This window comes from Idiomarina loihiensis L2TR (assembly GCF_000008465.1).
In the GTDB taxonomy this organism is placed as follows: Bacteria; Pseudomonadota; Gammaproteobacteria; order Enterobacterales; family Alteromonadaceae; genus Idiomarina; species Idiomarina loihiensis.
Map to the genome: position 1 here is coordinate 1,993,129 of NC_006512.1, position 24,180 is coordinate 2,017,308.

Genomic DNA, 24,180 nt, shown 5'->3' on the forward strand with positions numbered 1-24,180 from the left:
GTCAATTATTACTGACCGCGATTTTTCCAGGCCTTTTTAGTCGCTTCGTGCATGGGAACAATAAGCTCCAATGCGCTTTTATCTCCGGCCGGTAGCTCCATTTGATTAGGACGTTTGGGCGTGACTCTCTGCCCCCATTTAATCAATCCGGCACCGCAAGTGAGTCCACCACCAAACACGGCTGACATAATGCTGTCACCAGGCTTGATAATACCGTTGTCAGCAGCTTCAGCAAAGGCAATAGGTAGTGTCGCTGAGGATGTATTTCCGTAATTCTGAATATTAATAACGGTTTTCTCGCTCGGCACTTTGCACATTTTACCTAAGAAATCGATTAACCGTTTATTCGCCTGATGCGGAATAAGGGCGTCGATATCGTCGGTGGTCATGCCGGTTTCCTGAAAAACCTTGTCGACAGCCGCACTCATGCCTTTCACTGCACGTTTAAATATTTCCTGGCCAACAAAATCAAATTGCATAATACCGTCAAAGTTAAACCGGTCAAAGCTAGAGCCAAAATCGAGGCTTAACACGTCGCGGGCATCTGCGTCACAACTGATGTGGCTAGCTAGCAAACCAACTTCTTCATCTGAGGCTTCAAGTACCATAGCGCCCGCGCCATCGCCAAATAAAACGGCGCTTTCGCGCTTGGTCCAGTCCAGAATGCGGGTTAAACGTTCTGCCCCTATGAGTAAGACCTTTTTATGTGCGCCGGTTTTTATGCCTTGAGTCGCAACGTGCATTGCATATAAAAAGCTGCTGCAAGCTGCGTTTAGGTCAAAGGCTGCAGCATGTTTTGAACCGATATTTTGCTGTACTTTAGACGCGACGTTGGGGATAAGTTCATCTGCAGTACAAGTACCGACAATGATGAGGTCCAGTTCATTGGGATCTAAATCGGCAGCGGCCAGAGCATTACGCGCAGCAACCGTCGCCAACTCAGACGTACCAACATGGCTTACTCGACGTTCGGAAATACCCGTTCGTGAAACAATCCACTCGTCGGAGGTTTCCAGGAAAGTGGCAAGATCATCATTGGTCATTACAGCCGGTGGCAGACATTTTCCCCAACCGGTAATTTCAGCAAATTTAGTCACGGCAAAACCTTTTACTTCTGTCGGCTAGTATCGTCATAATGGTAAGGTATTTTATGACAATACGGTTTCACCGTATGATAGCACGAATCGACGTCAGGTGAATGACCGCCATAAAAAAGGATAACTCCTATGTTCCGAACACTATTTGCCGCCAGTTTTTTGCTTATTATCAGTGCTTGCCAGAGCCAGCCTGATCCATTAATTATTAGCGCTGATACTGTTGTTGATAAACTAAACACCAAGGTAAGCCAATTAAAAGTCACGGATAAACGCTCTTATTCTTATTTATATCGCCATAAAAAAGAAGAGGACAAAGCAGCATTCGCACCCACTCTAAGGCCCTTAACCTTAGTTGTTGAAGAAGCTTTACAGCCTGTTACAGGTGCTTATGATGAAAACGGTCTGACATGGTACGTCACCATCGAAAAAGCACTAATTGACGCAACTCTTCATACCGTAAAATACGAACTCGAGCACAGTATTACCATTCGTGTTGAGGCCACCCGGGGAAATCGTCGCTATAGCAACTTTTATTCTGGAACCTATAACTCCACAGGTGGTCTGAAACCAGCCCAGGCAACTTTAGAACGTCAATTCAAACAATTACTGAATTCGGTGCTTACGGAAATCGCTAATGATCCTAAGCTGCGTATGCGTGAACAAGAGGACTTTTAGTCATGACTTTCCTTAAATATTTTATTGGCCTCACCGCAGCTATTTTTATCAGCGTCAGTCATGCTGAAATTCAGCCAGATAACCCCTTCCCGCGGGTAAAAATAATAACTTCTATGGGTAACATCACTGTAGAGCTCAATCGCGATGCAGCTCCTTTAACCGTTAAGAACTTTTTCCGTTATGTGAAAAAAGCACAATACAACGGTACGATATTTCATCGTTTAGTTCCCGGCTTTGTTATCCAGGGCGGCGGCTATGACGAAGATTTTCAGGACAAACCCTCATTTGAAAAAATTGCGAATGAATCCGGTAACGGCTTGAAGAACGAATATGGCACAATTGCTATGGCTCGCGAACGTGAACCTCACTCAGGTACCCGCCAGTTTTTCTTTAACTTAAATGACAATACTTCACTTAATCCAGACAATGGTGACTGGGGCTACGCTGTATTTGGTCGTATCGTTGAAGGCTTAGATGTCCTTGAAGCCATGGCTAAACTTGAATCACAGGCCTATAGCGATGAAATTGGCTGGGCTGATGTACCTGTCGACCCGCCTATTCTGAAACGTATAGAGGTTGTACCGCAAAACTAATGGCTTTAACAAAACCGACTTTCTGGCAAGATTTGAAAGTCTACAAACAGCCTCGCGTATTAGTTATTTTTGTTCTGGGCCTAGCCAGTGGTTTTCCGTGGGTGATGATTGGCTCAGCACTTTCAGCGTGGCTGCAGGAGGTTGGACTAACCCGCTCAGTCATTGGCTATTTCGGTGCGGTTTTTGGCGCCTACTCTATAAATTTTTTATGGGCGCCTATTATCGACAACCTAAAAATCCCGATACTCACTCGCTGGCTGGGTCAACGAAGAAGCTGGATTTTTTTCTGCCAGATGCTCATTGCCGGAGGTTGTTTCGCATTAGCGAGTCTGGATATTATCGACCACCTTCATCTCGTCGGGCTAATTGCACTTGGCATTGCTGTCAGTTCAGCGACTCAGGATATAGCCATTGACGCCTACCGAATTGAATCTTTTGCGGAAAACGAAGGTCGACTGCAAAGCGCCGGTGCAGCAATGACAACCGCCGGATGGTGGACCGGCTACAGTGGTTTAGGTGCCCTGCCGTTCTTTTTTGTCGATGGTATAACCTGGCAATGGCAACACGCTTATTTCGGACTGGGCTGCATCATGTTAGTCCTTGCAGCTGTCGTACTCTTTGTGCGCCGCACCACTTATCATCAGGAACCAACCATAAAAACAAAATTGACTCACTTCTGGCCGGCAATGAAAGAGAGAGTCAACATTATTGTTATTCAGCCTATTGGTGAGTTCTTTTCCCGTAACGGCGTTAAGCTCGCTTTTTCAATTCTGGCCTTTATCTTTTTGTTTAAAATTGGCGAAGCTTTTCTTGGACGAATGTCGATTGTTTTCTATAAAGAAGTTGGCTTTACTAATGCCGAAATCGGCACCTATTCAAAATTGGTTACCTGGTGGGTAACTATTATTTTTGCGCTACTAGGCAGTGCCGTCAACTTACGGTTGGGTATAATTAAAGGCCTGCTCATAGGCGGCGTAGCCATGGCCTCTTCTAACCTGATGTTCTCGTGGATTGCTCTGGTAGGCCCGGATACAAACCTATTTCTAAGCGCGGTTTTAATTGACGGCTTTACCAGTGCCTGGTCAACTGTCGCCTTCGTTGCCTTCATCAGTTTACTTTGTAACCGAACCTTTACCGCAACCCAGTATGCACTAATGGCATCGTTGGGGTCTTTAGGAAAAACAGTACTGTCGTCCTCCAGCGGACAAATTGTCGATTATATGGATGGCAACTGGGCTTTATTCTTTGTTTTAACTGCTTTAATGGTTATCCCCAGTCTTATCTTCCTCTGGTTTATTCGTAAACCCATAGCCGAGCTGGAGCGAAAACGTGACGAAGGCTAACCTAAATTGGGTCGTGCTTGGCCCTGGAGCCATTGGAGGGCTTATTGCCGGCGCTCTGCTGGAACATGGCCAGTCTGTATCGGTTTTACCGCGTAAGAACCGAACACGAGAAATAAACTGGCAAGTCACTCACAAGCAGTTTAAAGCTGACTACAGTGCTCCTGTTATTACACAACTTCTGGCCGAGAATACGGTGTTCGTTATTGCGGTTAAAGCCTTTGATGTGATTCAAGCCTTGCAACGCATAACGACATTGCGCGGGTTTAATAAAGCCATGCCCATAATAATAAGTCACAACGGCATGGTGGAACTTCCTGAACCGTTAAAAGAGCTTAATTTACACCCATTGGTGACAACTCACGGTGCGGTACGAAGCAGGAATGAAAATGCCGACCTTTGTATTGAACACAGGGGGGCAGGCCGAAGCTGGCTGGAAGTCGACCCTGCAGTCCGGAATCAGCCGACGGACTTTGACCCAGGCCTGGTCCTGCAACAGGCTTTTCCTCCGCTTACTCTGGAACAAGATCTAAGTCAGAGACGCTGGTTAAAGTTCGTTATTAATTGCGTTATTAATCCGCTGACTGCAGTTCATCAGTGCGCTAATGGCGAATTGCTGAAGGGAAGCTGGCAGGCGCAAGTATACAGCCTCGTAGCAGAAGCCGTAGCTGTAGCGAACAGTCAAAATGTGTCTTTGACAACTGAGGAATGCTATAAAGAGGTGCTTTTAGTAGCAAAGGAGACGGCCTTAAACCACTCTTCCATGCTGCAGGATATTCAACAACAACGGCGTACCGAGATACAGCAGTTAACCGGTTATTTAATTAACGCTGGTAAGACGGCGGGTGTTGCCACACCGACTCACCAGCAACTACTCAATGAGTTCCAACAACGTTATAGCGGCTAGTCTTTATCTTCAATAAAGTCGACCACTTCTAGGCCAAAGCCTGACAGTGCAGAGTAACGTTTTGGCGAGCTCATTAAGTGCATTTTATGAATGTTCAGGTCTGCCAGAATCTGTGAGCCTAAACCGACGTTCCGGGACGCATTTGACGCCGATGTTGTTGGTTTTTGCTCTCCTTTATCCTGCGCTTCAAATTCACACACCTGAGCAATGATGCTCTCCGGGGTTTGCTGACGACCAATAATAACCAGCACACCATCGTGTTCAGCAATATAGGACATAGCTTTCTGAATTGGCCAGCTGCGTTTTGCTGCCCGCTCGGTTAAAAAGGTATCGTGGAAGGTGTCCTGCAAATGAACTCGTACGTTAGTCACTTTATCTTGCGAGAGGTCACCGTGAACAAGAGCATAATGTACCTGTTCATCAATAGTGTCCTGATAAGTGATTAACCGGAACTTGCCAAATGCCGTAGGCAAATTACATTCAGCCACCCGTTCTATGGTTTTTTCCTGTATCGAGCGATATTCGATTAAATCGGCAATGGTGCCGACTTTAATACCATGCTCTTCAGAAAAAGCTTCAAGATCAGCGCGGCGCGCCATGGTGCCATCTTCGTTCAGCACTTCAACGATAACCGCCGCAGGTTCAAACCCGGCTAAACGCGCAAGATCACAACCCGCTTCGGTGTGTCCCGCACGGTTCAACACCCCGCCCGACTTAGCCTTTAACGGGAAAATATGTCCCGGCATGACTAAATCTTCGGGCTTGGCGTCTTTTTTCACAGCATCCAGCACCGTTTTCGCTCTGTCCGCCGCGGAAATACCTGTGGTTACCCCCTCAGCGGCCTCAATCGAAACAGTAAAGCTTGTTGCGTATGGGGCGTTGTTCTTATCTACCATTAACGGCAAATTCAGTTGCTCACAGCGTTCTTCCGTTAACGTCAGACAAATCAGTCCGCGACCATAACGCGCCATAAAATTGATAGTTTCCGGCGTCACACACTCGGCTGCAATAATGATATCACCTTCGTTTTCGCGATCTTCGTCATCCATAAGGATAACCATTTTACCCTGACGAATATCTTCGATAATCTCTTCTGTGCTATGCAGTGACATAACGCTTTACCTTTTAATCTTGTGTATGAGGTACTGCTACCAAGCGTTGATCAGGGCCTACCTGCCGACGATCAATAATTTTAAACCTTGGTGCTGAAGCTAAATTCAACGGCTCGTTCATGTCGATAACCGAACGTCCATGATGGCCCAATAACTGACCCGAACTGTAAATCATCAATCTGTCGCATAATTGCTGCTGAATAAGAGCGCCCGCCAAATTCGCCCCACACTCAGTCCATAACTGGTTAATTTCGCGGTTAGCCAATTCAACCATAAGCGCCGGCAGACTCACTTTACCGTTAGGGTCTGCGGCAATAATTAATTCATGACAATGTGGATGGCAACTGGGTTTACCAGGAGTTGTTCGCACTAACCACACCGGCGCCGGAGAGTCAAAAACCCTGGCCTCGTCATTCACCCTGTGCTGACTGTCAATAATAATACGTACCGGCTGTTTTAAAGGCTCAGGCAGCGGTCTTGATTTTGGCCACTGATCAACACGCACTGTCAATTTAGGATCGTCAGCCAGAATCGTTGCAGCACCACTCAGAATCGCGTCGGCCTGTGCCCGAAAAAACTGCACATCACTGCGAGAGTCAGAGGACGTTATCCATTGACTGCGGCCATCTGACAACGCCGTTTTTGCATCCAGTGAGGTTGCCATTTTTAGGGTTACCCATGGACGTTGTCGTGTCATTCGGGAAATAAACCCCGGATTCAGACTCTCCGCAGCCAATTGCAGTACACCGACGTCCACAGAAATACCCGCAGCTTTCAGACGCTGAATACCATTACCGCTGACCCTAGGGTTTGGATCCTGCATGGCAACCACAACACGTTTTACTCCGGCCTCAATTAACGCATCGCAACAAGGCGGTGTACGACCAATATGACTGCATGGCTCCAACGTGACATAAGCCGTTGCGCCCCTGACTTTTTGTCCTGCCGCGCGCAAAGCATGTACTTCAGCGTGAGGTTCGCCAGCCTGATGATGCCAGCCTTCACCAACAACTTCAGTCCCGAGAGTAATGACACAGCCAACCGCAGGGTTCGGCCTGGTCGTCATCAGTCCGCGCCGCGCCAGCATTAACGCACGGTGCATCATTTGATGGTCAAAGTACTGCGGGTTTAATTCAGTCATTAAGGCGCGCTATTTCTTCACCAAATTCGCGAATGTCCTCAAACGAGCGATAAACAGAAGCAAAACGAACGTAAGCAACCTTGTCTATCTGCTTGAGGTTTTCCATGACCAGACTGCCGACGAAATTACTGCTTATTTCGCGCTCGCCGGTCGCCCGGATGCTGGATTTTATTTTGTTAATGGCCTGTTCCATCAACTCAAGACTCACAGGTCGCTTTTCCAGTGCTCTCAGCAGTCCATTTCGGAGTTTATCTTCGTTAAATGGTTCGCGGGAACCATCAGTTTTGATAACCCGGGGCATGACCAGCTCAGCTGTCTCAAAGGTTGTAAAGCGCTCCTTGCAATGATTACATTCACGCCGGCGACGAACTGAGGCTCCATCCGCAACCAATCGCGAATCGATAACCTTAGTATCCTGTGTGCCGCAAAATGGACAATGCATTGCCTGACTCCTTTATGTGCGCTTTACAACTGTTCGCAATTAACCGTAAACCGGAAACTTAGCGCATAGCGCTTTTACCTGCTCGCGAACTTGATTAATTTTACTTTCGTCAGCAATGTCATCCAGCACATCGCAAATCCAGTTGGCGACCTGCTCAGCTTCCGCTTCTTTAAAGCCGCGGCGAGTAATTGCCGGCGTGCCTAAACGCAAACCTGAAGTGACAAAAGGTGAACGCGGGTCATTAGGAACCGCATTTTTGTTAACAGTAATGAACGCGTTACCTAAAGCCGCATCAGCATCTTTACCAGTAATATCTTTGTCAATTAAATCCACCAGGAACAAGTGGTTCTGAGTGCCGTTCGACACGATTTTGTAACCGCGCGCCTGCATGGTTTTTACCATGGCATTGGCGTTCACTAATACTTGCTTTTGGTAGTCTTTAAACTCTGGCTGCAACGCCTCCTGAAAAGCCACCGCTTTACCAGCGATAACGTGACAAAGTGGCCCACCCTGGTTGCCAGGGAATACCGCACTGTTTAACTTCTTGTGTAACTTTTCATCATCGCTGCCGGAAATAATCAGGCCGCCGCGAGGGCCCGCCAGAGTTTTATGCGTAGTGGTAGTGACAACATGAGCATAAGGTACCGGGTTAGGATAGACGCCAGCGGCAACCAGACCCGCTACGTGCGCCATATCAACCATTAAATAAGCATCAACTTTATCGGCAATTTCACGGAATTTTGCCCAGTCAACAATGCCTGAATAAGCCGAGAAACCAGCGACGATAACTTTCGGTTTGTGTTCCTGCGCCAGCTTTTCAACTTCAGCGTAGTCAATTTCACCGGTGGATTCGTCCAGACCGTATGAAACTGCATTGTATAGTTTGCCTGAAAAGTTCACACCAGAGCCATGTGTTAAGTGGCCGCCGTGAGCCAGGCTCATACCAAGGAAGGTATCGCCTGCTTCCATCATAGCCATAAAGGCAGCGGTATTAGCTTGAGAGCCGGAATGCGGTTGTACGTTTGCGTACTTGGCGCCGAACAATTCTTTTGCGCGCTCAATAGCTAAGTCCTCGACTTTATCGACGAACTCACAGCCGCCGTAGTAACGCTTGTGCGGATAGCCTTCTGCGTACTTGTTGGTCAGTTGTGACCCCTGAGCCTGCATTACCCGCGGACTGGTGTAGTTTTCCGATGCAATCAGCTCAATGTGTTGTTCCTGACGTTCAACTTCATCCTGCATCGCCTGCCATAAGTCCGCGTCAAAGTCGGCAATGTTCATCTCAGATTTCAGCATTACAGCTCTCCAAATCATTAAATGGTCTTAATTTGCCCGCTATTTTACCTTAAAACACAAATGAGTGCCTAGTTCAGCACAACAAAGTTTGGGGATGTCCGTAAATAACAGTAAACTATGCAGTAACTTTTTTGTTGATAAGAAGGATTTTACGTCGCTATGGCGCAATATATCTATTCAATGTCGCGGGTGAGCAAAGTTGTTCCCCCCAAGAAAACGATTTTAAAAGACATTTCTCTGTCGTTTTATCCCGGCGCCAAAATTGGTGTTTTAGGCGTTAACGGTGCTGGTAAGTCGACCTTACTGCGCATTATGGCGGGTGTTGATAATGAATACGAAGGCGAAGCCCGTCCGTTAGCAGGTATCCAAATCGGTTACCTGCCTCAGGAACCTCAGTTAGATGAAAATAAAACGGTGAAAGAAACCGTTGAAGAGGCTGTGGCAGATGTAAAAGAGGCCTTCGCTAAGCTTGATGAAATTTATGCCGCTTATGCCGACGAAAACGCAGATTTCGACGCCTTAGCAAAAGAGCAAGGTGAGCTTGAAGCCTTGTTGCAGGCAAAAGACGGGCATAATATCGACAACATTCTTGAGCGTGCTGCAGACGCACTGCGCCTGCCGGAGTGGGATGCAAAAATCGGTAACTTGTCAGGTGGTGAAAGACGCCGTGTGGCTATTTGTCGCCTGTTGCTATCGAAGCCAGACATGCTACTTCTTGATGAGCCCACCAACCACCTGGATGCGGAATCGGTGGCCTGGCTTGAACGCTTCCTGCATGACTACAATGGTACTGTGGTTGCTATTACCCACGACCGTTATTTCCTTGATAATGTTGCGGGCTGGATCCTTGAACTGGACCGTGGTTACGGCATTCCATGGGAAGGCAACTACTCCTCATGGCTGGAGCAAAAAGAGAAGCGTCTGGAGCAGGAAGAGCGTTCTGAAAAAGCACGCCAGCGCACTATTAAGCAGGAGCTGGAGTGGGTACGTACTAACCCGAAAGGCCGTCAGGCGAAAAGCAAAGCACGCCTTAACCGCTTTGAAGAGCTACAAAGTGGCGATTACCAAAAACGTAACGAAACCAACGAACTGTTTATTCCACCGGGCCCTCGCTTAGGCGACAAAGTTATTGAGGTTAACGGCATAAGCAAGGCTTACGGCAAGCGCCAGCTAATTGATAACTTAAGCTTTAGCGTTCCCAAAGGCGCTATCGTTGGTATTATAGGTCCAAATGGTGCGGGTAAATCCACTTTATTCCGCATGATTAGCGGGCAAGAGCAACCTGACAGTGGTTCAGTTGAATTGGGCGAAACCGTGCAATTAGCCAGCGTTGATCAGTTCCGTGACAACATGGATGACAGCAAAACCGTCTTTGAAGAAATTACTGACGGCAACGACATTCTGAAAATTGGTAACTTTGAAGTTAACGGCCGGGCTTATGTTGGGCGCTTTAACTTCCGTGGTACCGACCAGCAAAAACGCATTGGCGAATTGTCTGGTGGTGAACGTAACCGTGTGCATTTAGCCAAACTGCTAAAAGCCGGTGGCAACACCTTGTTACTCGATGAGCCGACCAACGACTTAGACGTGGAAACCCTGCGGGCACTGGAAGAAGCCATTCTGGAATTCCCGGGCTCAGTGATGGTTATTTCGCACGACCGTTGGTTCCTTGACCGTATTGCTACTCACATTCTGGACTACCGCGATGAAGGCGAAGTAGTATTCTACGAAGGTAACTACAGCGATTACGAAGCTTATATGAAAGAAAAATTCGGTGAACAGGCTATGGAGCCGCACCGCATTAAATACAAACCTATTGGTTAAAAGAATGCGGCTAAAAGGGGAGCTTTATTGCTCCCCTTTTTTACTTCCGAATTACATGACATCCAGCGCTTGCTGAAGATTCTTCACCCCAATAACTTCCATACCCTTGGGCGAGGTTTTGGGCGTATTGCCAATAGGGACAATAGCTTTTTTGAAACCGTGTTTCGCAGCTTCATTTAATCGTTCCAGACCATTGGGCACCGGGCGTATTTCTCCGGCCAGGCCAACCTCACCAAACACAATTAATTCACGCGGCAATGGTTCTCCTTTAAAGCTGGAAACAATAGCAAGCAACAACGCTAAGTCTGCTGACGTTTCAGATACCTTAACCCCGCCAACGACGTTCACAAAAACGTCCTGATCCGATACCTGTAAACCACCATGCCGATGCAAAACCGCAAGTAGCAGTGCTAGTCGCGTTGCTTCCAGTCCTACCGCAACCCGTCGCGGGTTAGCCAGCGCCGAGTAATCGACCAAGGCCTGAATTTCAACCAGCAAGGGGCGGGTACCTTCCCAGATCACCATCACCACAGAGCCATTGCCCTGATCTTCGGCGCGCTGCAGGAATATAGCCGATGGATTCGAGACCTCTTTCAGGCCGCCACCTGTCATCGCAAATACGCCGAGTTCGTTCACCGCTCCAAATCGGTTCTTGGTACCACGCAGGGTGCGATAACGGGAGTCTGATGAGCCATCCAGAAGTACGGAGCAGTCAATGCAATGTTCCAGAACTTTCGGCCCCGCCAGATGCCCTTCTTTGGTCACGTGCCCGACCATAATAATGGCGACATTTTTTTGTTTGGCGTAACGCGTTAAAAAGGCCGCTGATTCACGCACCTGAGAGACGCTGCCCGGTGCCGACTGAATATCCGCCATATGCATCACCTGAATGGAATCAATGACCATAATGGCGGGTTTTTCTTTATCAGCCAGCTGACAAATGCTCTCCACTGAGGTTTCAGACAACATACGCAGTTTATCCGTCGGCAGGTTAAGCCGCTGAGCCCGCATTGCAACCTGCTGCAGAGATTCCTCGCCGGTAACGTATAATGCAGGCATACGTTCTGCCAGTTTGCATAAGGCCTGCAGTAACAGCGTGCTTTTCCCTGCCCCCGGTGAACCGCCGATGAGTATTGCCGAACCGGGCACAACGCCGCCGCCTAAAACGCGGTCAAACTCCTGAAAGCCCGAGCTAAAACGCGGCACTTCCTGCAAGTCAACCTCGTTCAGGGTCTGCACCCGGCCTTCGGTAATACCGCTGAAGCCCCTCCGTTCAGATGAAGTAGGGGTTGTTTTTGATGTTAAACGAATTTCAGTTAACGTGTTCCAGGCCTTACATTCCGGGCATTGCCCAAGCCAGCGCGGGAAGTCGGCGCCACAGTCATTACACACATACGCACTTTTTGCTTTTGCCATTCGTCTGCTTCTCGTTTTATGATGAGGTATTATTCAAGAATAACTATAAAAAATATTAGACTTCGATGCCGAACCATTATTTTGACCAACTTATCGATCAGTTAAAACCCGTCGTTTACGATACTGACTTTGACACCTTATTTCAGTCGTTAACTGAAAACGAAGATGGTCCCACAAAATTCAAGCTTAAAATGGAGCTTAGACGTTTAGCCGCTCCCTGTCATCGCACTGTTGACTTGCGTAATCAGGTTGATGGCGAGTGCCGTCCTTACGAATACAATGGACGCCGGCATCAGCTTGACGATGTTGCTATTGAAATTTTTGAGCGGGGTCTGGAAACCTATAAAGGCGTTTTTACCCAGGATACTTTTGAGCAAATACTGGATGCAGACAACCATTTACGCCAGGCTCGCGAAGAAGAAAGAGCCTTTGCACAAAGTTTAGCTGACCACAATGCCGAGCCCTTAAGCGGTCAATCACCATTTTTGAACAGCGACAACGAGGCTGAATCTTACCTTCTGGAAACATTCCACTTTGGCCAGTACCCTTACCGCGCCGAAGAACGAATGAATTTTACCATCGAAGTCGGGCTTGAAGACAGTAAAGGAAAAAATTATCAGGCGGTAACGGCTGACATTTCCATTACGGGGATGCGCGTACGTGTCAACGACGAACATAGCCTGCAATACGGCGATTCACTGTCGCTTTATTTTACCGGACTGGCAAAAGAGTTCACGGTAAACCCTGAAACTCGAATTCCCTATCGTGTTGTCGGAGTTCAGGAGCTAGACGGTAAACACTACTTGAGTTTGAATCGAGACCCGGATTATCAGTCAGCCGAACTGGATAAGTTTTTTCATCGGTTCATTAATGGTTATAAAAAACGCTACCGCGTTAATATTGATAATACTTACAACACAATACTCAATAAAGGACACGAACAATTCCTGTTACCCAGGATGCAGCAGTTGCCGGTGTTCTTTTCCGAGTCAAACAAACAACTGGTAGCCGATTACGTATTAACCACCGACAACAACCGCTTTATTTTAAGTAACTGGATTAATGAACTGAATCAAATCAGTTTCGGTTCTATTTTTAATCTACGCCGCAGCCGCTGGTTACTTCAGGACTTAGCTCAAAAAGAGCATGCTCGTTTACTGGTAATGACCTTTTCTATTACCGCCCGCGGAAAAATATACAACTATTCAGCCACCGCAGAAGAGCTTCAAAAAACGGGGTTATGGGACACTTATATTGCCTTTGGCAGTAAAAAAGCCTCCTGGCGAGTTTATCAAATCGATTTACGCCGGGTAGATTTGAATCAGGCATGGCAACCTCAGAGCGTACCGAAAAACATTAATGTTCCGTTTCGCATCAACCCTCCTACAGCACAAGTTAAAAGAGCGATAGCACCCTTACGATATATGGGGGTGGTTAACGATATAACGGATAGTTTGCAGGGCTTTTTCGACACGGGTATAGAAAAAGAGCAATTAGCTTCATTAAAAGCTTTTGCACACCCACCGTCCACACCTATTCGGACAAAAGAAGCACGCCTTGAATTTATTAACTTACGCAGTGAAAAACGCTTCAGCTACCGCAGCCGCTGCCGGGTTAAAGTTGGCAAGCTGGTTCGTGACGGCATGATCATTGACCTTTCTGTCAGCGGTCTGCAAGTACAAATTGATACACCACTACCGGCAGAAAAAGGTGACAACGTCGACATTTCTCTGACCGGCTTCAAGAAGCTGTATAAAAAAGCCAAGTTAGACCATTTAGCTTACACCATAGCTTCTATTGACGATGCCCGCACCACGTTACGTTTGAAAATTGAAGGTGACCACGAACAACACATGGGCTCGGAGTTCATACGCTTTTTAATTCGTGAACAGCGCGACCTCCTTAAGCTTCAAGTGGAAAACACCTCAATAAATGGGCTGGAACTTTGTCTGCGCAATTTGTACTGTGACGCTCCGGGCTCATTGCCGGTTTTCCTGTACAGAAATAAAAAGCGTAAAACCTCTGTGCGCCGCGCCGGCCTCTCTAACTGGCCATCCGGATGGGCTAAGTTATTGGCTAAATTTCCCGGCAGTCAACCAAGTGCAATTAATTTACAACCGCTGCTGCGAGGTTCCTCGTTAACAGAAGAACTTCTCCCCAGATTAAATGAGATGGACCGTACGTCGGAACCTGTCACTTTATTACTGTTACTGCGGTTATATCGCCAAAATGGAGAGGATATTGTTCAGACCCAATGGCTGGAGGGTAATGACAACCAGGCTATTGAATCTTTTATTGAGCAAAGCATACCCAATTCTATCTTTCGGGCTATCACTGTGACTCTTTCCAGAACAGGACGCCCTGATACTCAGTTTATTCAGGCCGAACTGAATTACATTAGCCGCTATGCTGCTTACCGGGCACAGGAAATAGAAGAAGACTTGTGGCAGGTATACGCCATTGCAGACACAGTTGATGTAACCGAGAGCTTACTGGAGTTTGCCTTATCGGGCACCGACGCCATTAAGGAGCAGCAGGAGCGCTTAAATAACTGGCTCAATAAGTTCTGACTGTTTAAGGCAGCCTAGTATCTCGAGTAAGTTATTGGAATTGACAGAATAATCCGCAATAGCCTGTAATGCCGGTTTTGCATTAAAGGCTATACCAACAGCGGCGGCTTTAAGCATTAAGCCGTCGTTGGCGCCGTCTCCTACCGCTACGGTTCGGTCCGGCGGAATATTCCAGTGCCCGGCCAGTTGCTGAAGTTGTTCAGCTTTAACTTGAGCGTCAACAATGTCACCTAATACCTTCCCGGTCAGGCAGCCATCGGCTACTTCCAACTGGTTAGCGACAACCGCATCCAGATTCAGAGCCGCTTGAACCCTGTTTGCAAACCAGGTGAAACCACCGGAAACCAGTGCAGTTTTCCAGCCGGCGGCTTGCAGCGCCTGAATAAGTTCTTTAGCGCCGGGGTTAAATGGAATAGGTGAAAATAAACTTTCCAGATCAGACTCTTTAATGCCTTCGAGGCAGGCCACACGCTGGGTTAAGCTCTCTGCGAAATCAATTTCTCCCCTCATAGCGGCTTCCGTTATGGCCGAGACTTTAGTATAACGGTTGTTTAATCGTGCAATTTCGTCGATACACTCAATATGAATTAAGGTAGAATCCATGTCGAAAACAATTAAACCAGAACTGTGTTTCATTTAACGGGAAACTCCTGAGCTGAACTCATGCGACTAACAGAATCCAGGCAATGGCAAAGAGTAAAAAGTACTTTGCTTAACAATAAAACCAAAGCCATTATTCGTATTATGACGAAACGTGCTCTGCGCTTAGCCGCTGCCGGTGGATTACTGCTAATCATTATTAATGTCTGGAATATTGCCAGTGTCCAGTCGCAACAGCAACTTTTCTCGCAAACTCAGTCGGTAACTCAGCTTATGATGGATCAGGCCGAGCACGAAGCGCATTATTGGCTTGAACATCAAAATACCGAGCGCTTAACTGCTCTGACCGACAATATCGCCAGCCACCCCGAAGTTATGGCGGCAACCATTCGTAACCGTTTTGGTGAACTGCTCGTGCACAGTGGCGTTAATTCATCCATTATTGACTGGCCCACTAGCGAAGACACTTCTGAGCCATGGGTACTGGTTGAAGAAATTAACCTGGAAGACAATGTGAGTGGTTATTTACAGGTCATTTTCGATAAAAATTTATTATTGAAGCAAAGCCAGACCGCCCATAACGGCCTGATGCAACAAGGTAAACTCTTACTTCTTTTGGCGATGCTAGCCGGTGTGTTTATTATGCTTGGCTTTAACCGGATACGTGATCGTTACTGGCAGGTTGAGCCTCATTAAACAGCTCACAACTGTTCTTCCATAAAGCTTCGCTAAGTGAGTCTTTATCAACCTTTCTCAACTCGGCTAAAACGCTCAAAACCTTTGCAATCCTTGCCGGTTCATTACGTTCTCCCTGATGTCCGCAAATAGGCATATCCGGTGAGTCAGTCTCTAGCACCAAAGCCGATAGCGGTACTTTGGCTATTGCCTGTCGCGTTTTTTGTGCCCGGGTGTAAGTAATTACTCCGCCAACACCCAACTTATAACCGCAATCAACAAACTTCATAGCCTGCTCATAGCTGCCACTGAAGGCGTGTATAACGCCTTGCTCAGGACCATATTGTTTGACTAACGGATGAGTTGTCTCCAGAGTTTTACGGTGATGTATAATCACTGGCAGGCGATAGTTCTTCGCTAATTTCAGCTGTTCAATAAAGAGCTCGCGCTGCAGCTCGGAATTATCGCAGGTAGCATCTAGCCCCACCTCCCCCACTGCCCGTAACCGCTCATGCGGAGTATCTAAGGCTTGTTCCAGCTCTTGCAGGTGGTTCAGATTATGTTGTTGAATAAACCAGGGATGCAAACCTAAAGCAAAGCGCCAGCTTGCAAACTGATTAACTAACTGCTGCAGCCGGGGCCATTGCTCAGCACTAACACCCGGCACCATAAAACGCTCAACTCCGGCTTCAGCAGCCGCTTCTAAAACTTGCTCCCGGTCCTCATCAAATGCCTGAAAATCAATATGGCAATGAGTGTCGTAAAGCGTATTCATAAGCTTTAGTGTTCGCGTGTGTGAGTAAACTCAATATCAGGGTAACGCTCTTCTGCCAGGCTTAAGTTCACCATAGTCGGGGCAATGTAGGTCAGGTTGTCACCGCCATCTAATGCCAGATTCGCTTCTGCTCTACGACGAAACTCATCCAGTTTCTTCTCGTCTTTACTACTCACCCAGCGCGCTGTCGCGACGTTAATATTTTCGTACATGGCATCCACTTTGTATTCTGTTCGCAGGCGATGAACAACCACATCAAACTGCAGTACACCAACAGCGCCAACAATCAGGTCGTTGCTGATAAGCGGACGGAACACCTGCACGGCGCCCTCTTCAGATAACTGCACTAAGCCTTTTAATAATTGCTTCTGCTTTAGTGGATCTTTCAGCCGGATACGACGGAAAAGCTCAGGCGCAAAGTTCGGAATACCGCTAAACTTGAAGTCTTCGCCGGCGGTAAAGGTATCGCCGATTTGAATGGTTCCGTGGTTATGAAGCCCAATGATATCGCCTGGATAAGCTTCTTCCACGTGCGAACGGTCACCGGCTAAAAAGGTTAATGCATCACTGATACGCACGTCTTTACCTGTACGAACCTGACGCATTTTCATGCCTTTCTCATACTTACCGGACACAATACGCATGAAGGCAACCCGGTCTCTGTGACGCGGATCCATATTCGCCTGAATTTTAAAAATGAAACCGGAGAAGTCTTCGCTGGTGGCACTAACGCCTTCTTGTTGATCGGTTTCCCGCCCTTGAGGTTTCGGTGCCCAGTCGACCAGACCATCCAGCATATGATCCACACCGAAGTTACCTAACGCCGTTCCGAAAAATACCGGCGTCAATTCACCGGCGAGAAAAAGCTCTTTATCAAAGGGGTTCGACGCGCCATTCACCAACTCGATTTGCTCACGTAGCTCATCTGCCCAGACGCCTAGCTTCTCATCTAACTCAGGGTTATCAAGACCTTTTATAATGGTCTCTTCCTGAATTCGGTGCCCCTGCCCGGTTTTATATAAAATCGTTTCATCTTTAAGAAGGTGATAAACCCCTTTAAAGTTTTTGCCGGAACCAATCGGCCAGGTAATAGGTGCGCACATAATTTTCAGAACATCTTCCACTTCATCCAACAACTCCAGCGGGTCACGAATGTCACGGTCAAGTTTGTTCATAAAAGTGATAATAGGAGTGTCACGTAAACGAGTGACTTCCATCAATTTAATGGTTCGGTCCTCAACACCTTTAGCGCCGTCAATAACCATTAAACAAGAATCAACGGCAGTCAGGGTACGGTAAGTATCTTCTGAGAAGTCTTCGTGTCCGGGAGTATCTAATAGATTCACCAGGGCATTATGATAAGGGAATTGCATGACCGAGGTAGTTACCGATATGCCCCGCTCCTGTTCCATTTGCATCCAGTCTGACTTTGCATGCTGACCAGATTTCTTGCCTTTTATCGTTCCCGCTTTTTGGATCTGCTGACCATGCAACAGGACCTTTTCAGTAATCGTGGTTTTACCGGCATCCGGGTGAGAGATAATGGCAAAGGTACGACGTTTCGCGACTTCATTCTGCAAACTGGATTCAGACATCAACAAGACTCTTATTGGTTAAATTTAACTATATTGCTTATTTTCGCTGATCTGCTGCCGATACACAAACCATGGATTGTTATAATCTGAGATAGATACGGTACTAATGTCTAAAAGATAGCATTCCGAGCCTGTACTAAACTACAAACTGACATGAACAACCCGAGTAACCTGCCCATGCAACTGACGATAAAAGCGAAAGTATTTTCTCTGGCACTTATCCCCCCGGTACTTATTGCCGTGTTCTTAACCTGGTATAACTTGTCTCAGTCGACGACTGTTGGTCAAAACGCCGTTGAAGAATTCACAACGCAAATGGAAAAAGACAGTCGAGAGGAGCTTTCTAACTATTTGGAGTTAGCATTTACTTCTATCCAGCACCTTGTAAAAGACACTTCTCTGGGCTCGTTACAGGAAAGACAAGAACGCGCAAAGCAAATACTACGGCAATTACGTTTTGATGATTCTGGCGATGTGGGTTACCTCTTTGTTTATGACCGTCAGGGGGTCAGTGTTGCTCATGGCGTTAATCAAAGCCTTGAAGGTAAAAACCTGTTCGACTTTCAGGATCCTAATGGGGTTTACCTTATAAGAAAGCTTATTGAAGAAGCAGAAGGCGGTGGCGGCTTCGTCAAATATGACTGGCAGAATACTCAGCAGCAAGTGAATCCTAAACTCGGTTACGCCAAGCTACTAAACGAGTGGAACTGGGTAATAGGTACTGGCTTTTGGACAGCCGGAATGGAGCAGGAAGCCGCCAGAATTGAAAATAATGTTGATGAAGCACTAGCCGACGCCGTTGTTGAAACCATCGTTGCGTCAATTATTGCATTGCTGATTATCGCCGCGCTGGCGTTGTTTGTGGTCAAAGGAATTACACGACCACTGCGTAACGCCCTTAACGCTATGGAAAGAATTGCAAAAGGTGACGGTGATCTCACCCAGCGCCTCGATACGACCAGCAACGATGAAATGGCCGATCTTGGGCAGGCCTTTAACGATTTTGCCGACCAGGTTTCCGATATGGTAACCAATATCCGTCATTCTGCGAGCTCCGTCAGCCGCTCCACTCAAAAGCTGGACAAAGTTCTGATTGACGCTCGCGAGGGAGTAACCGAGCAGCAAGCAGAAAGTGAGCAGGTAGCAACCGCAATTAACGAAATGTCGACGGCCTCTCATGAAGTCGCCCGTAGCGCCAGCGAAGCGTCATCAGCAGCTGAACAGGCAGAAGAATTGGTTCATTCAAGTAATCACCTGCTGACCAAAGCCGTTAATGTCATTCACGGACTTGCAGAAAAAGTTGAGAACGGCGCATCAGAAGTTGAACAGCTAAACGCGCATTCGGCAAAAATTGGCTCCGTGCTTGATGTTATTCGAGGCATTGCTGAACAGACCAACTTACTGGCGCTTAACGCGGCAATAGAGTCGGCTCGGGCAGGTGAAGCAGGCAGAGGTTTTGCCGTTGTTGCCGACGAGGTTCGCACTCTGGCAAAACGAACTCAGGACAGCACTCACGAAATTGAATCGATGATAGAGCAACTGCAGCAAGGCAGTAAAAAAGTGTCCAGCGTCATGGCTTCAATAAAAGAAGGTAGTGAAACCAGTGTCGCTGAAGCAGCTGAAGTGGAAAACGCTTTGGCGAAAGTTCTGGAGGCGGTAAACACCATTAACACGCAGAACGCTCAAATTGCGACTGCAGCGGAAGAGCAAACATCGGTTTCGGAAACCATAAACCAAAATATGACCGCAATTGTCGATATTGCGAAGCAAACCGCCGATGGCACTCAACAGGCCGGAGAGCATATGAAAGAGCTTAGTAACACTGCGGCACAACTTGAGAACAACGTTAAGCGGTATCGTGTTAGCTAAGCTTAATCGCCTTGCCTTCTTCCATCGCCGGTAAGTCAAATAAACGACACAGTGTCTGCCCTAAATCGGCAAAACTGTGTCGTTTCCCCCGGTTACCCGCCTGCACGTTTTGACCCGACAGTAATAAAGGAATAAGTTCACGGGTATGATCGGTTCCCTGCCAGGTGGGGTCACAGCCGTGATCAGCGGTTAATACTAAAACATCATCCGGTGTCATTGCCGATTCAATAACAGGCAACCATTGGTCGAACGTTTCCAGTTCCCGGGCATAGCCATCAATGTCCCGCCGGTGTCCGTATAAGGTGTCAAAATCCACTAAATTGGTAAAAATTAATGTGTTCTCCGGGGCTTTCTCCATTGCGTTTAATGTCGCAGTTAAAAGCCCGTTCAGCCCCGAGGCTTTGACCGACTCGGAAACGCCCTGCCCGGCAAAAATATCCGAGATTTTACCGATAGCAATAACCTTGCCGCCTTTATTTTGAAGCTTATCCAGCACCGTCGGCTTAGGTGGTAAAACAGAGTAGTCTTTTCGATTGGCTGTACGCTCAAAGTTGTCCGCTTTATCGCCAACAAAAGGACGCGCAATAACGCGACCAATATTATATGGCTCTATAAGAGCCCGAACCTTCTCGCATACCTGATATAAACGCTCCAGACCAAAATGTTCTTCGTGCGCGGCAATTTGAAACACGGAGTCGGCCGAAGTGTAAAAAATAGGATAACTGCTACGAATGTGCTGCTCACCTAACTGCTTTAGGATTTCTGTGCCCGAAGCATGGCAATTACCAAGGTAACCGTCGAGTTCGCAGGCCTTAAGAATTTGAGCTAATAATTCATTGGGAAAGCTGTTTTCTTTATCCTGGAAATAACCCCATTCGAAGTGTACAGGAACGCCCATTAGCTCCCAGTGACCAGAGGGTGTGTCTTTTCCAGACGAGAGTTCTGCAGCACAAGCATAGGCGCCATGAGTTTCCACTTCGTGAAAACCTTTGGCATAGGTGCCTGTCGCTTCTTTATGAGCTTCAGCTAAACCCAGCCGGGTAAGGTTAGGTAACTGCAGGGGTTGTCCGTGCTGATACCTGTATTCCGCAATATGGCCAAAAGTATCAGCGCCTTCATCACCAAACTTATCAGCGTCGGGGGCTGAACCAATACCAAACGAATCTAATACCAGAACAATGGCTCTGCTCATTCAGTCTCTCCGGCTATGCGCTCATAGATAACAGAGTCGGGCTCCGGCGGGGTAGAGGAAAAACTCAAAGCTTTCAGTATGCTGTCAGCAGCCTCTTGCCAGTCCGACTCGTTACTGGCATGCACTGTTGCAATGACACTCTCTGAGTCCACTTTCGATCCAACTGTCAGGATATCGGTCATACCAACGCTTAAATCCAATTTATCATCAGCTTTGCGCCGGCCTCCACCTAAACAGACAACCGCCATTCCCAATTCTCTTGTATTCACTTCCGATAAATATAGCCCATGATACTCGGCGGGAAGCTTTAACGGTTTTCTCAGGTTTGCCTGGGGCAGGTACTGGTCGCTTTTTTCCAGAAAGTCGTGAGGTCCACCCAAAGAACCGACCATTTTGGCGAAACGTTCCGCCGCCAAACCGCTTCCCAGTACGTTTTCAACCATAACCTCAGCTTGGTCAGTACTTTTAGCCAAGTTTCCCGACACCAGCAACTCAGCAGATAAGGCTTTTGTTACCTGATGCAGGCGTTTATCTCTGCGCTTTCCCGTTAAATAATCGACGGCTAACTGAACCTCAACCGCATTACCGGCAGCTGAACCTAATGCCTGATTCATGTCAGTAATAAGCGCCGTGGTTTCTACTCCCAGTTTCCGGCCAACACTAACCAGACTCTGCGCTAACTCTCTCGACTCATCGTATCCTGGCATGAATGCACCGTTACCGGCTTTAACATCCATAACCAAACCATCAAGGCCTTCAGCCAGCTTTTTTGCCAGAATAGAAGCTGTAATTAACGGAATCGACTCCACTGTCGCGGTCACATCGCGCGTTGCGTAAAAGCGGCTATCAGCTGGTGCCAGACGCCCTGTTTGCCCAATAATGGCAACACCAGCCTGCTTAACCGTGTCGCGAAAGCGCCGATTATCCGGCGCGGTCTGATAGCCGGGGATGGCGTCAAATTTATCCAGCGTACCGCCAGTATGTCCCAGACCACGCCCCGAAATCATCGGAACATAGCCACCACAGGCTGCGACAATAGGACCCAGCATTAAACTAACGACGTCACCGACACCGCCGGTTGAGTGCTTATCCAATACCGGACCATTTAAATTGTCCTGTCGCCAGTCAAGAACATCGCCGGAATCTCTCATAGCAACGGTTAAAGCTGTTTTTTCCTGCGCCGACATACCGCGAAAATAAATAGCCATAGCCAACGCAGCTATTTGCCCCTCACTGACGCTATCATCGCAAATTCCGTTAACGAACTGCTGAATATCGGTGTCGGATAAACTTACAGCGTCACGCTTTTTGCGAATAACTTCTTGCGCCAAAAACATAAACTTAAACCTTAACCAAAAGGCTTTGGAGATCCTGCAACAGGCTACTGGCTCCGATGCGGAAATTATCAGCTGTGACCCAGTCCTCACCCATAATCCGCTCGGCTAACTCAATATACTGAACCGCATCATCCAGAGTCCCGATTCCGCCTGCGGCTTTAAAACCACAATCTGTTTGACTGGATTTAATGACCCCCAGCATAGCTTCCGCCGCTTTCAAGGTGGCATTTATCGATACTTTTCCGGTTGAGGTTTTAATAAAGTCAGCGCCGTTAGCAATAGCTAACTCACTAGCCAGAACAATTTTATCGTGTTGCTGAAGCTCACCTGACTCAATAATGACTTTTAGCTGAACAGAATCGCCGCAAATATCCTTGCACTCTCTTACCAATTCAGCCGGGGTGCTCTCATCACCCTGCAATAAAGCAGCATAAGGCAGGACCACGTCAACCTCGTGCGCTCCGGCCGCTATAGCTCGCTCGGTTTCTGCTGCGGCGCGGGCGACATTGGTACTGCCATCAGGAAAGTTAGTAACCGTAGCGACTTTGGTATCCAGCCCCTGCTCGTTGAGAAACTGGCGAGCCAACGCCACCCATTCAGGGAACACACAAACCGCAGCGACACTCTTTTTATTTATCGAGGCACGTTGGCATAAGTCTTCAATAACCTCTCGGGTATCATCGTTATTCAACGTGGTTAAATCCATAAAGGACAAGGCCTGTAGTGCCCGTACCTGTTGTGTTGATGGCATAATTACTCCATTTGGTTATTAGCTTTCCCAACGCATAACTAAAGCGTCTTCACGCCCGTCGGCGGCTGGATAATAATTGACTCTGCGCCCTACCGTATCAAATCCATTGCCTTCATATAAGCGGATAGCGGCAGCATTGGAAGCACGAACTTCCAGAAACACAACGCAGTGTTTCTTTTCAGCATAGTCTAATAAGTCCTGCATGAGTTTGTAACCAAAGCCCTGCCCCTGAAAGTCAGGATCCACAGCAATATTGTGCAACGTCAACTCATCGGCAACTAACTGGCTAATAGTAAAACCAATAACCCTTGAGTCGCTCAATAGCCGCCGACAACGATACTGTTCACCATGGCTTTCGCTAAATACAGACCAGGGCCATGGGGTGCGATGTGCTTTCTTTTCGACCGAAAACTCAAGCTCACCGGGTCGAAAATCCTCGATATTAAAGCTTTGCATGTTTAAGTTGTTGCCAGAGAGATTTTTTTGTTTCCACCGGAAATGAACCAGTAAGACTGTCAGTGTAATCGAAACACACATCTGGAGTTTTAGAGGGGGCTTTTATAGCAACCGGGCGTTGCTCGAAGTACAAACAAAGATCATCAAGCCAACCGGGCAAAGAAACAGGCAATTCTCTCTCTCCACGCAAATAGAGAGGGCCCAGACGATAATAAAATACCGGTGCCGACGCACGTTTCTTTTCCCAAATGGGAATACCCATAACTTGTAATGCGGCGCGTTGTTGACTGGTCCATTCTGGGAGCATGACGATTACCGTTGAAAACAGATAAATGCAGTTTACTCAAGCTTGGGAAGGATAGCCAGTTAGAAACTGGCAGGGGCGGAGGGATTCGAACCCCCAACCGTCGGTTTTGGAGACCGCTGTTCTACCAATTGGAACTACGCCCCTAACGCTTGAGCGGAGAATTATACCGACACCCAGTATTCAGACAAGCGATATTTACGGCTTAACCTA

At 47.5% G+C, this 24,180-nt stretch carries 22 protein-coding genes and 1 tRNA gene; 8 read left to right on the forward strand and 15 right to left on the reverse strand.

The features are described 5' to 3' along the window. Positions 1-8 precede the first annotated feature (8 nt). Positions 9-1,097, reverse strand: a complete 1,089-nt coding sequence (locus tag IL_RS09570; protein ID WP_011235096.1) for a ketoacyl-ACP synthase III — start codon at positions 1,095-1,097, stop codon at positions 9-11. Positions 1,098-1,226: 129 nt separating this feature from the next. Between IL_RS09570 and IL_RS09575 the strand changes: the two genes are divergently transcribed. Genes IL_RS09575 through IL_RS09590 form a run of 4 tightly spaced genes read left to right on the forward strand, consistent with a single transcriptional unit; the run spans position 1,227 to position 4,612 of the window. Then, the gene (locus IL_RS09575; protein WP_011235097.1) at positions 1,227-1,772 is read left to right on the forward strand and encodes a YajG family lipoprotein; all 546 of its coding nucleotides are present in this window, start codon (positions 1,227-1,229) and stop codon (positions 1,770-1,772) included. Between the two features lie 2 nt (positions 1,773-1,774). Next, on the forward strand, positions 1,775-2,365 hold the full coding sequence (locus IL_RS09580) for a peptidylprolyl isomerase (protein WP_011235098.1): 591 nt from the start codon (positions 1,775-1,777) through the stop codon (positions 2,363-2,365). Next, on the forward strand, positions 2,365-3,708 hold the full coding sequence (locus IL_RS09585; protein ID WP_011235099.1) for an AmpG family muropeptide MFS transporter: 1,344 nt from the start codon (positions 2,365-2,367) through the stop codon (positions 3,706-3,708). Before IL_RS09580 ends, IL_RS09585 begins: the two co-directional genes overlap by 1 nt. After that, on the forward strand, positions 3,695-4,612 hold the full coding sequence (locus IL_RS09590; RefSeq protein ID WP_011235100.1) for a ketopantoate reductase family protein: 918 nt from the start codon (positions 3,695-3,697) through the stop codon (positions 4,610-4,612). The genes IL_RS09585 and IL_RS09590 overlap by 14 nt, the downstream gene beginning before the upstream one ends. Here the strand turns inward: IL_RS09590 and ribBA are convergent. Genes ribBA through glyA form a run of 4 tightly spaced genes read right to left on the reverse strand, consistent with a single transcriptional unit; the run spans position 4,609 to position 8,603 of the window. Further along, complete coding sequence (ribBA, locus tag IL_RS09595; RefSeq protein WP_011235101.1) at positions 4,609-5,724, reverse strand: bifunctional 3,4-dihydroxy-2-butanone-4-phosphate synthase/GTP cyclohydrolase II; 1,116 nt, start codon at positions 5,722-5,724, stop codon at positions 4,609-4,611. The genes IL_RS09590 and ribBA overlap by 4 nt on opposite strands. A gap of 13 nt (positions 5,725-5,737) precedes the next feature. Beyond that, positions 5,738-6,865, reverse strand: coding sequence for a bifunctional diaminohydroxyphosphoribosylaminopyrimidine deaminase/5-amino-6-(5-phosphoribosylamino)uracil reductase RibD (gene ribD / locus IL_RS09600; RefSeq protein WP_011235102.1), 1,128 nt, complete (start codon positions 6,863-6,865; stop codon positions 5,738-5,740). Next, positions 6,858-7,307: a transcriptional regulator NrdR gene (gene nrdR / locus IL_RS09605; RefSeq protein WP_011235103.1), complete on the reverse strand. Its 450-nt coding sequence runs from the start codon at positions 7,305-7,307 to the stop codon at positions 6,858-6,860. The genes ribD and nrdR overlap by 8 nt, the downstream gene beginning before the upstream one ends. Before the next feature lie 39 nt (positions 7,308-7,346). Beyond that, positions 7,347-8,603, reverse strand: coding sequence for a serine hydroxymethyltransferase (glyA, locus tag IL_RS09610; RefSeq protein WP_011235104.1), 1,257 nt, complete (start codon positions 8,601-8,603; stop codon positions 7,347-7,349). A 159-nt stretch (positions 8,604-8,762) separates the two neighbouring features. On the opposite strand from glyA, the gene ettA reads away from it, so the two are divergent. Next, entirely contained in the window at positions 8,763-10,427 is a 1,665-nt protein-coding gene (gene ettA, locus IL_RS09615; protein ID WP_011235105.1) for an energy-dependent translational throttle protein EttA, read from the forward strand. A gap of 51 nt (positions 10,428-10,478) precedes the next feature. Here the strand turns inward: ettA and radA are convergent, their stop codons facing one another. After that, complete coding sequence (radA, locus tag IL_RS09620; RefSeq protein WP_011235106.1) at positions 10,479-11,843, reverse strand: DNA repair protein RadA; 1,365 nt, start codon at positions 11,841-11,843, stop codon at positions 10,479-10,481. Positions 11,844-11,908: 65 nt separating this feature from the next. On the opposite strand from radA, the gene IL_RS09625 reads away from it, so the two are divergent. Next, positions 11,909-14,413: a PilZ domain-containing protein gene (locus IL_RS09625; RefSeq protein WP_011235107.1), complete on the forward strand. Its 2,505-nt coding sequence runs from the start codon at positions 11,909-11,911 to the stop codon at positions 14,411-14,413. Here IL_RS09625 and serB read toward each other — a convergent pair. Further along, positions 14,387-15,049, reverse strand: coding sequence for a phosphoserine phosphatase SerB (serB, locus tag IL_RS09630; protein ID WP_011235108.1), 663 nt, complete (start codon positions 15,047-15,049; stop codon positions 14,387-14,389). The two genes, IL_RS09625 and serB, sit on opposite strands and share 27 nt — an antisense overlap. 27 nt (positions 15,050-15,076) lie before the next feature. Between serB and IL_RS09635 the strand changes: the two genes are divergently transcribed. Then, positions 15,077-15,709, forward strand: a complete 633-nt coding sequence (locus IL_RS09635; RefSeq protein WP_231378585.1) for a YtjB family periplasmic protein — start codon at positions 15,077-15,079, stop codon at positions 15,707-15,709. Here the strand turns inward: IL_RS09635 and IL_RS09640 are convergent. Continuing rightward, positions 15,666-16,463 carry a TatD family hydrolase gene (locus IL_RS09640; RefSeq protein WP_011235110.1) on the reverse strand — a complete coding sequence of 266 codons (798 nt, stop codon included), beginning with the start codon at positions 16,461-16,463 and terminating at the stop codon, positions 15,666-15,668. The two genes, IL_RS09635 and IL_RS09640, sit on opposite strands and share 44 nt — an antisense overlap. 5 nt (positions 16,464-16,468) lie before the next feature. Next, positions 16,469-18,058: a peptide chain release factor 3 gene (prfC, locus tag IL_RS09645; RefSeq protein ID WP_011235111.1), complete on the reverse strand. Its 1,590-nt coding sequence runs from the start codon at positions 18,056-18,058 to the stop codon at positions 16,469-16,471. A gap of 177 nt (positions 18,059-18,235) precedes the next feature. Here prfC and IL_RS09650 point away from each other — a divergent pair, with 177 nt between their 5' ends. Then, the gene (locus IL_RS09650) at positions 18,236-19,927 is read left to right on the forward strand and encodes a methyl-accepting chemotaxis protein (protein WP_011235112.1); all 1,692 of its coding nucleotides are present in this window, start codon (positions 18,236-18,238) and stop codon (positions 19,925-19,927) included. Here the strand turns inward: IL_RS09650 and IL_RS09655 are convergent. The 6 genes from IL_RS09655 to IL_RS09680 all read right to left on the reverse strand — a co-directional run bounded on the left by IL_RS09655 (position 19,920) and on the right by IL_RS09680 (position 24,114). Continuing rightward, positions 19,920-21,119, reverse strand: a complete 1,200-nt coding sequence (locus IL_RS09655) for a phosphopentomutase (RefSeq protein ID WP_011235113.1) — start codon at positions 21,117-21,119, stop codon at positions 19,920-19,922. The genes IL_RS09650 and IL_RS09655 overlap by 8 nt on opposite strands. Beyond that, on the reverse strand, positions 21,116-22,456 hold the full coding sequence (gene deoA, locus IL_RS09660) for a thymidine phosphorylase (RefSeq protein ID WP_011235114.1): 1,341 nt from the start codon (positions 22,454-22,456) through the stop codon (positions 21,116-21,118). Before deoA ends, IL_RS09655 begins: the two co-directional genes overlap by 4 nt. Before the next feature lie 4 nt (positions 22,457-22,460). Beyond that, complete coding sequence (gene deoC, locus IL_RS09665) at positions 22,461-23,207, reverse strand: deoxyribose-phosphate aldolase (RefSeq protein ID WP_011235115.1); 747 nt, start codon at positions 23,205-23,207, stop codon at positions 22,461-22,463. Between the two features lie 18 nt (positions 23,208-23,225). Continuing rightward, positions 23,226-23,663, reverse strand: a complete 438-nt coding sequence (gene rimI, locus IL_RS09670; protein ID WP_011235116.1) for a ribosomal protein S18-alanine N-acetyltransferase — start codon at positions 23,661-23,663, stop codon at positions 23,226-23,228. Next, positions 23,650-23,970, reverse strand: coding sequence for a hypothetical protein (locus tag IL_RS09675; RefSeq protein WP_011235117.1), 321 nt, complete (start codon positions 23,968-23,970; stop codon positions 23,650-23,652). The genes rimI and IL_RS09675 overlap by 14 nt, the downstream gene beginning before the upstream one ends. 67 nt (positions 23,971-24,037) lie before the next feature. Beyond that, positions 24,038-24,114, reverse strand: a tRNA-Trp gene (locus IL_RS09680). Positions 24,115-24,180 lie beyond the last annotated feature (66 nt).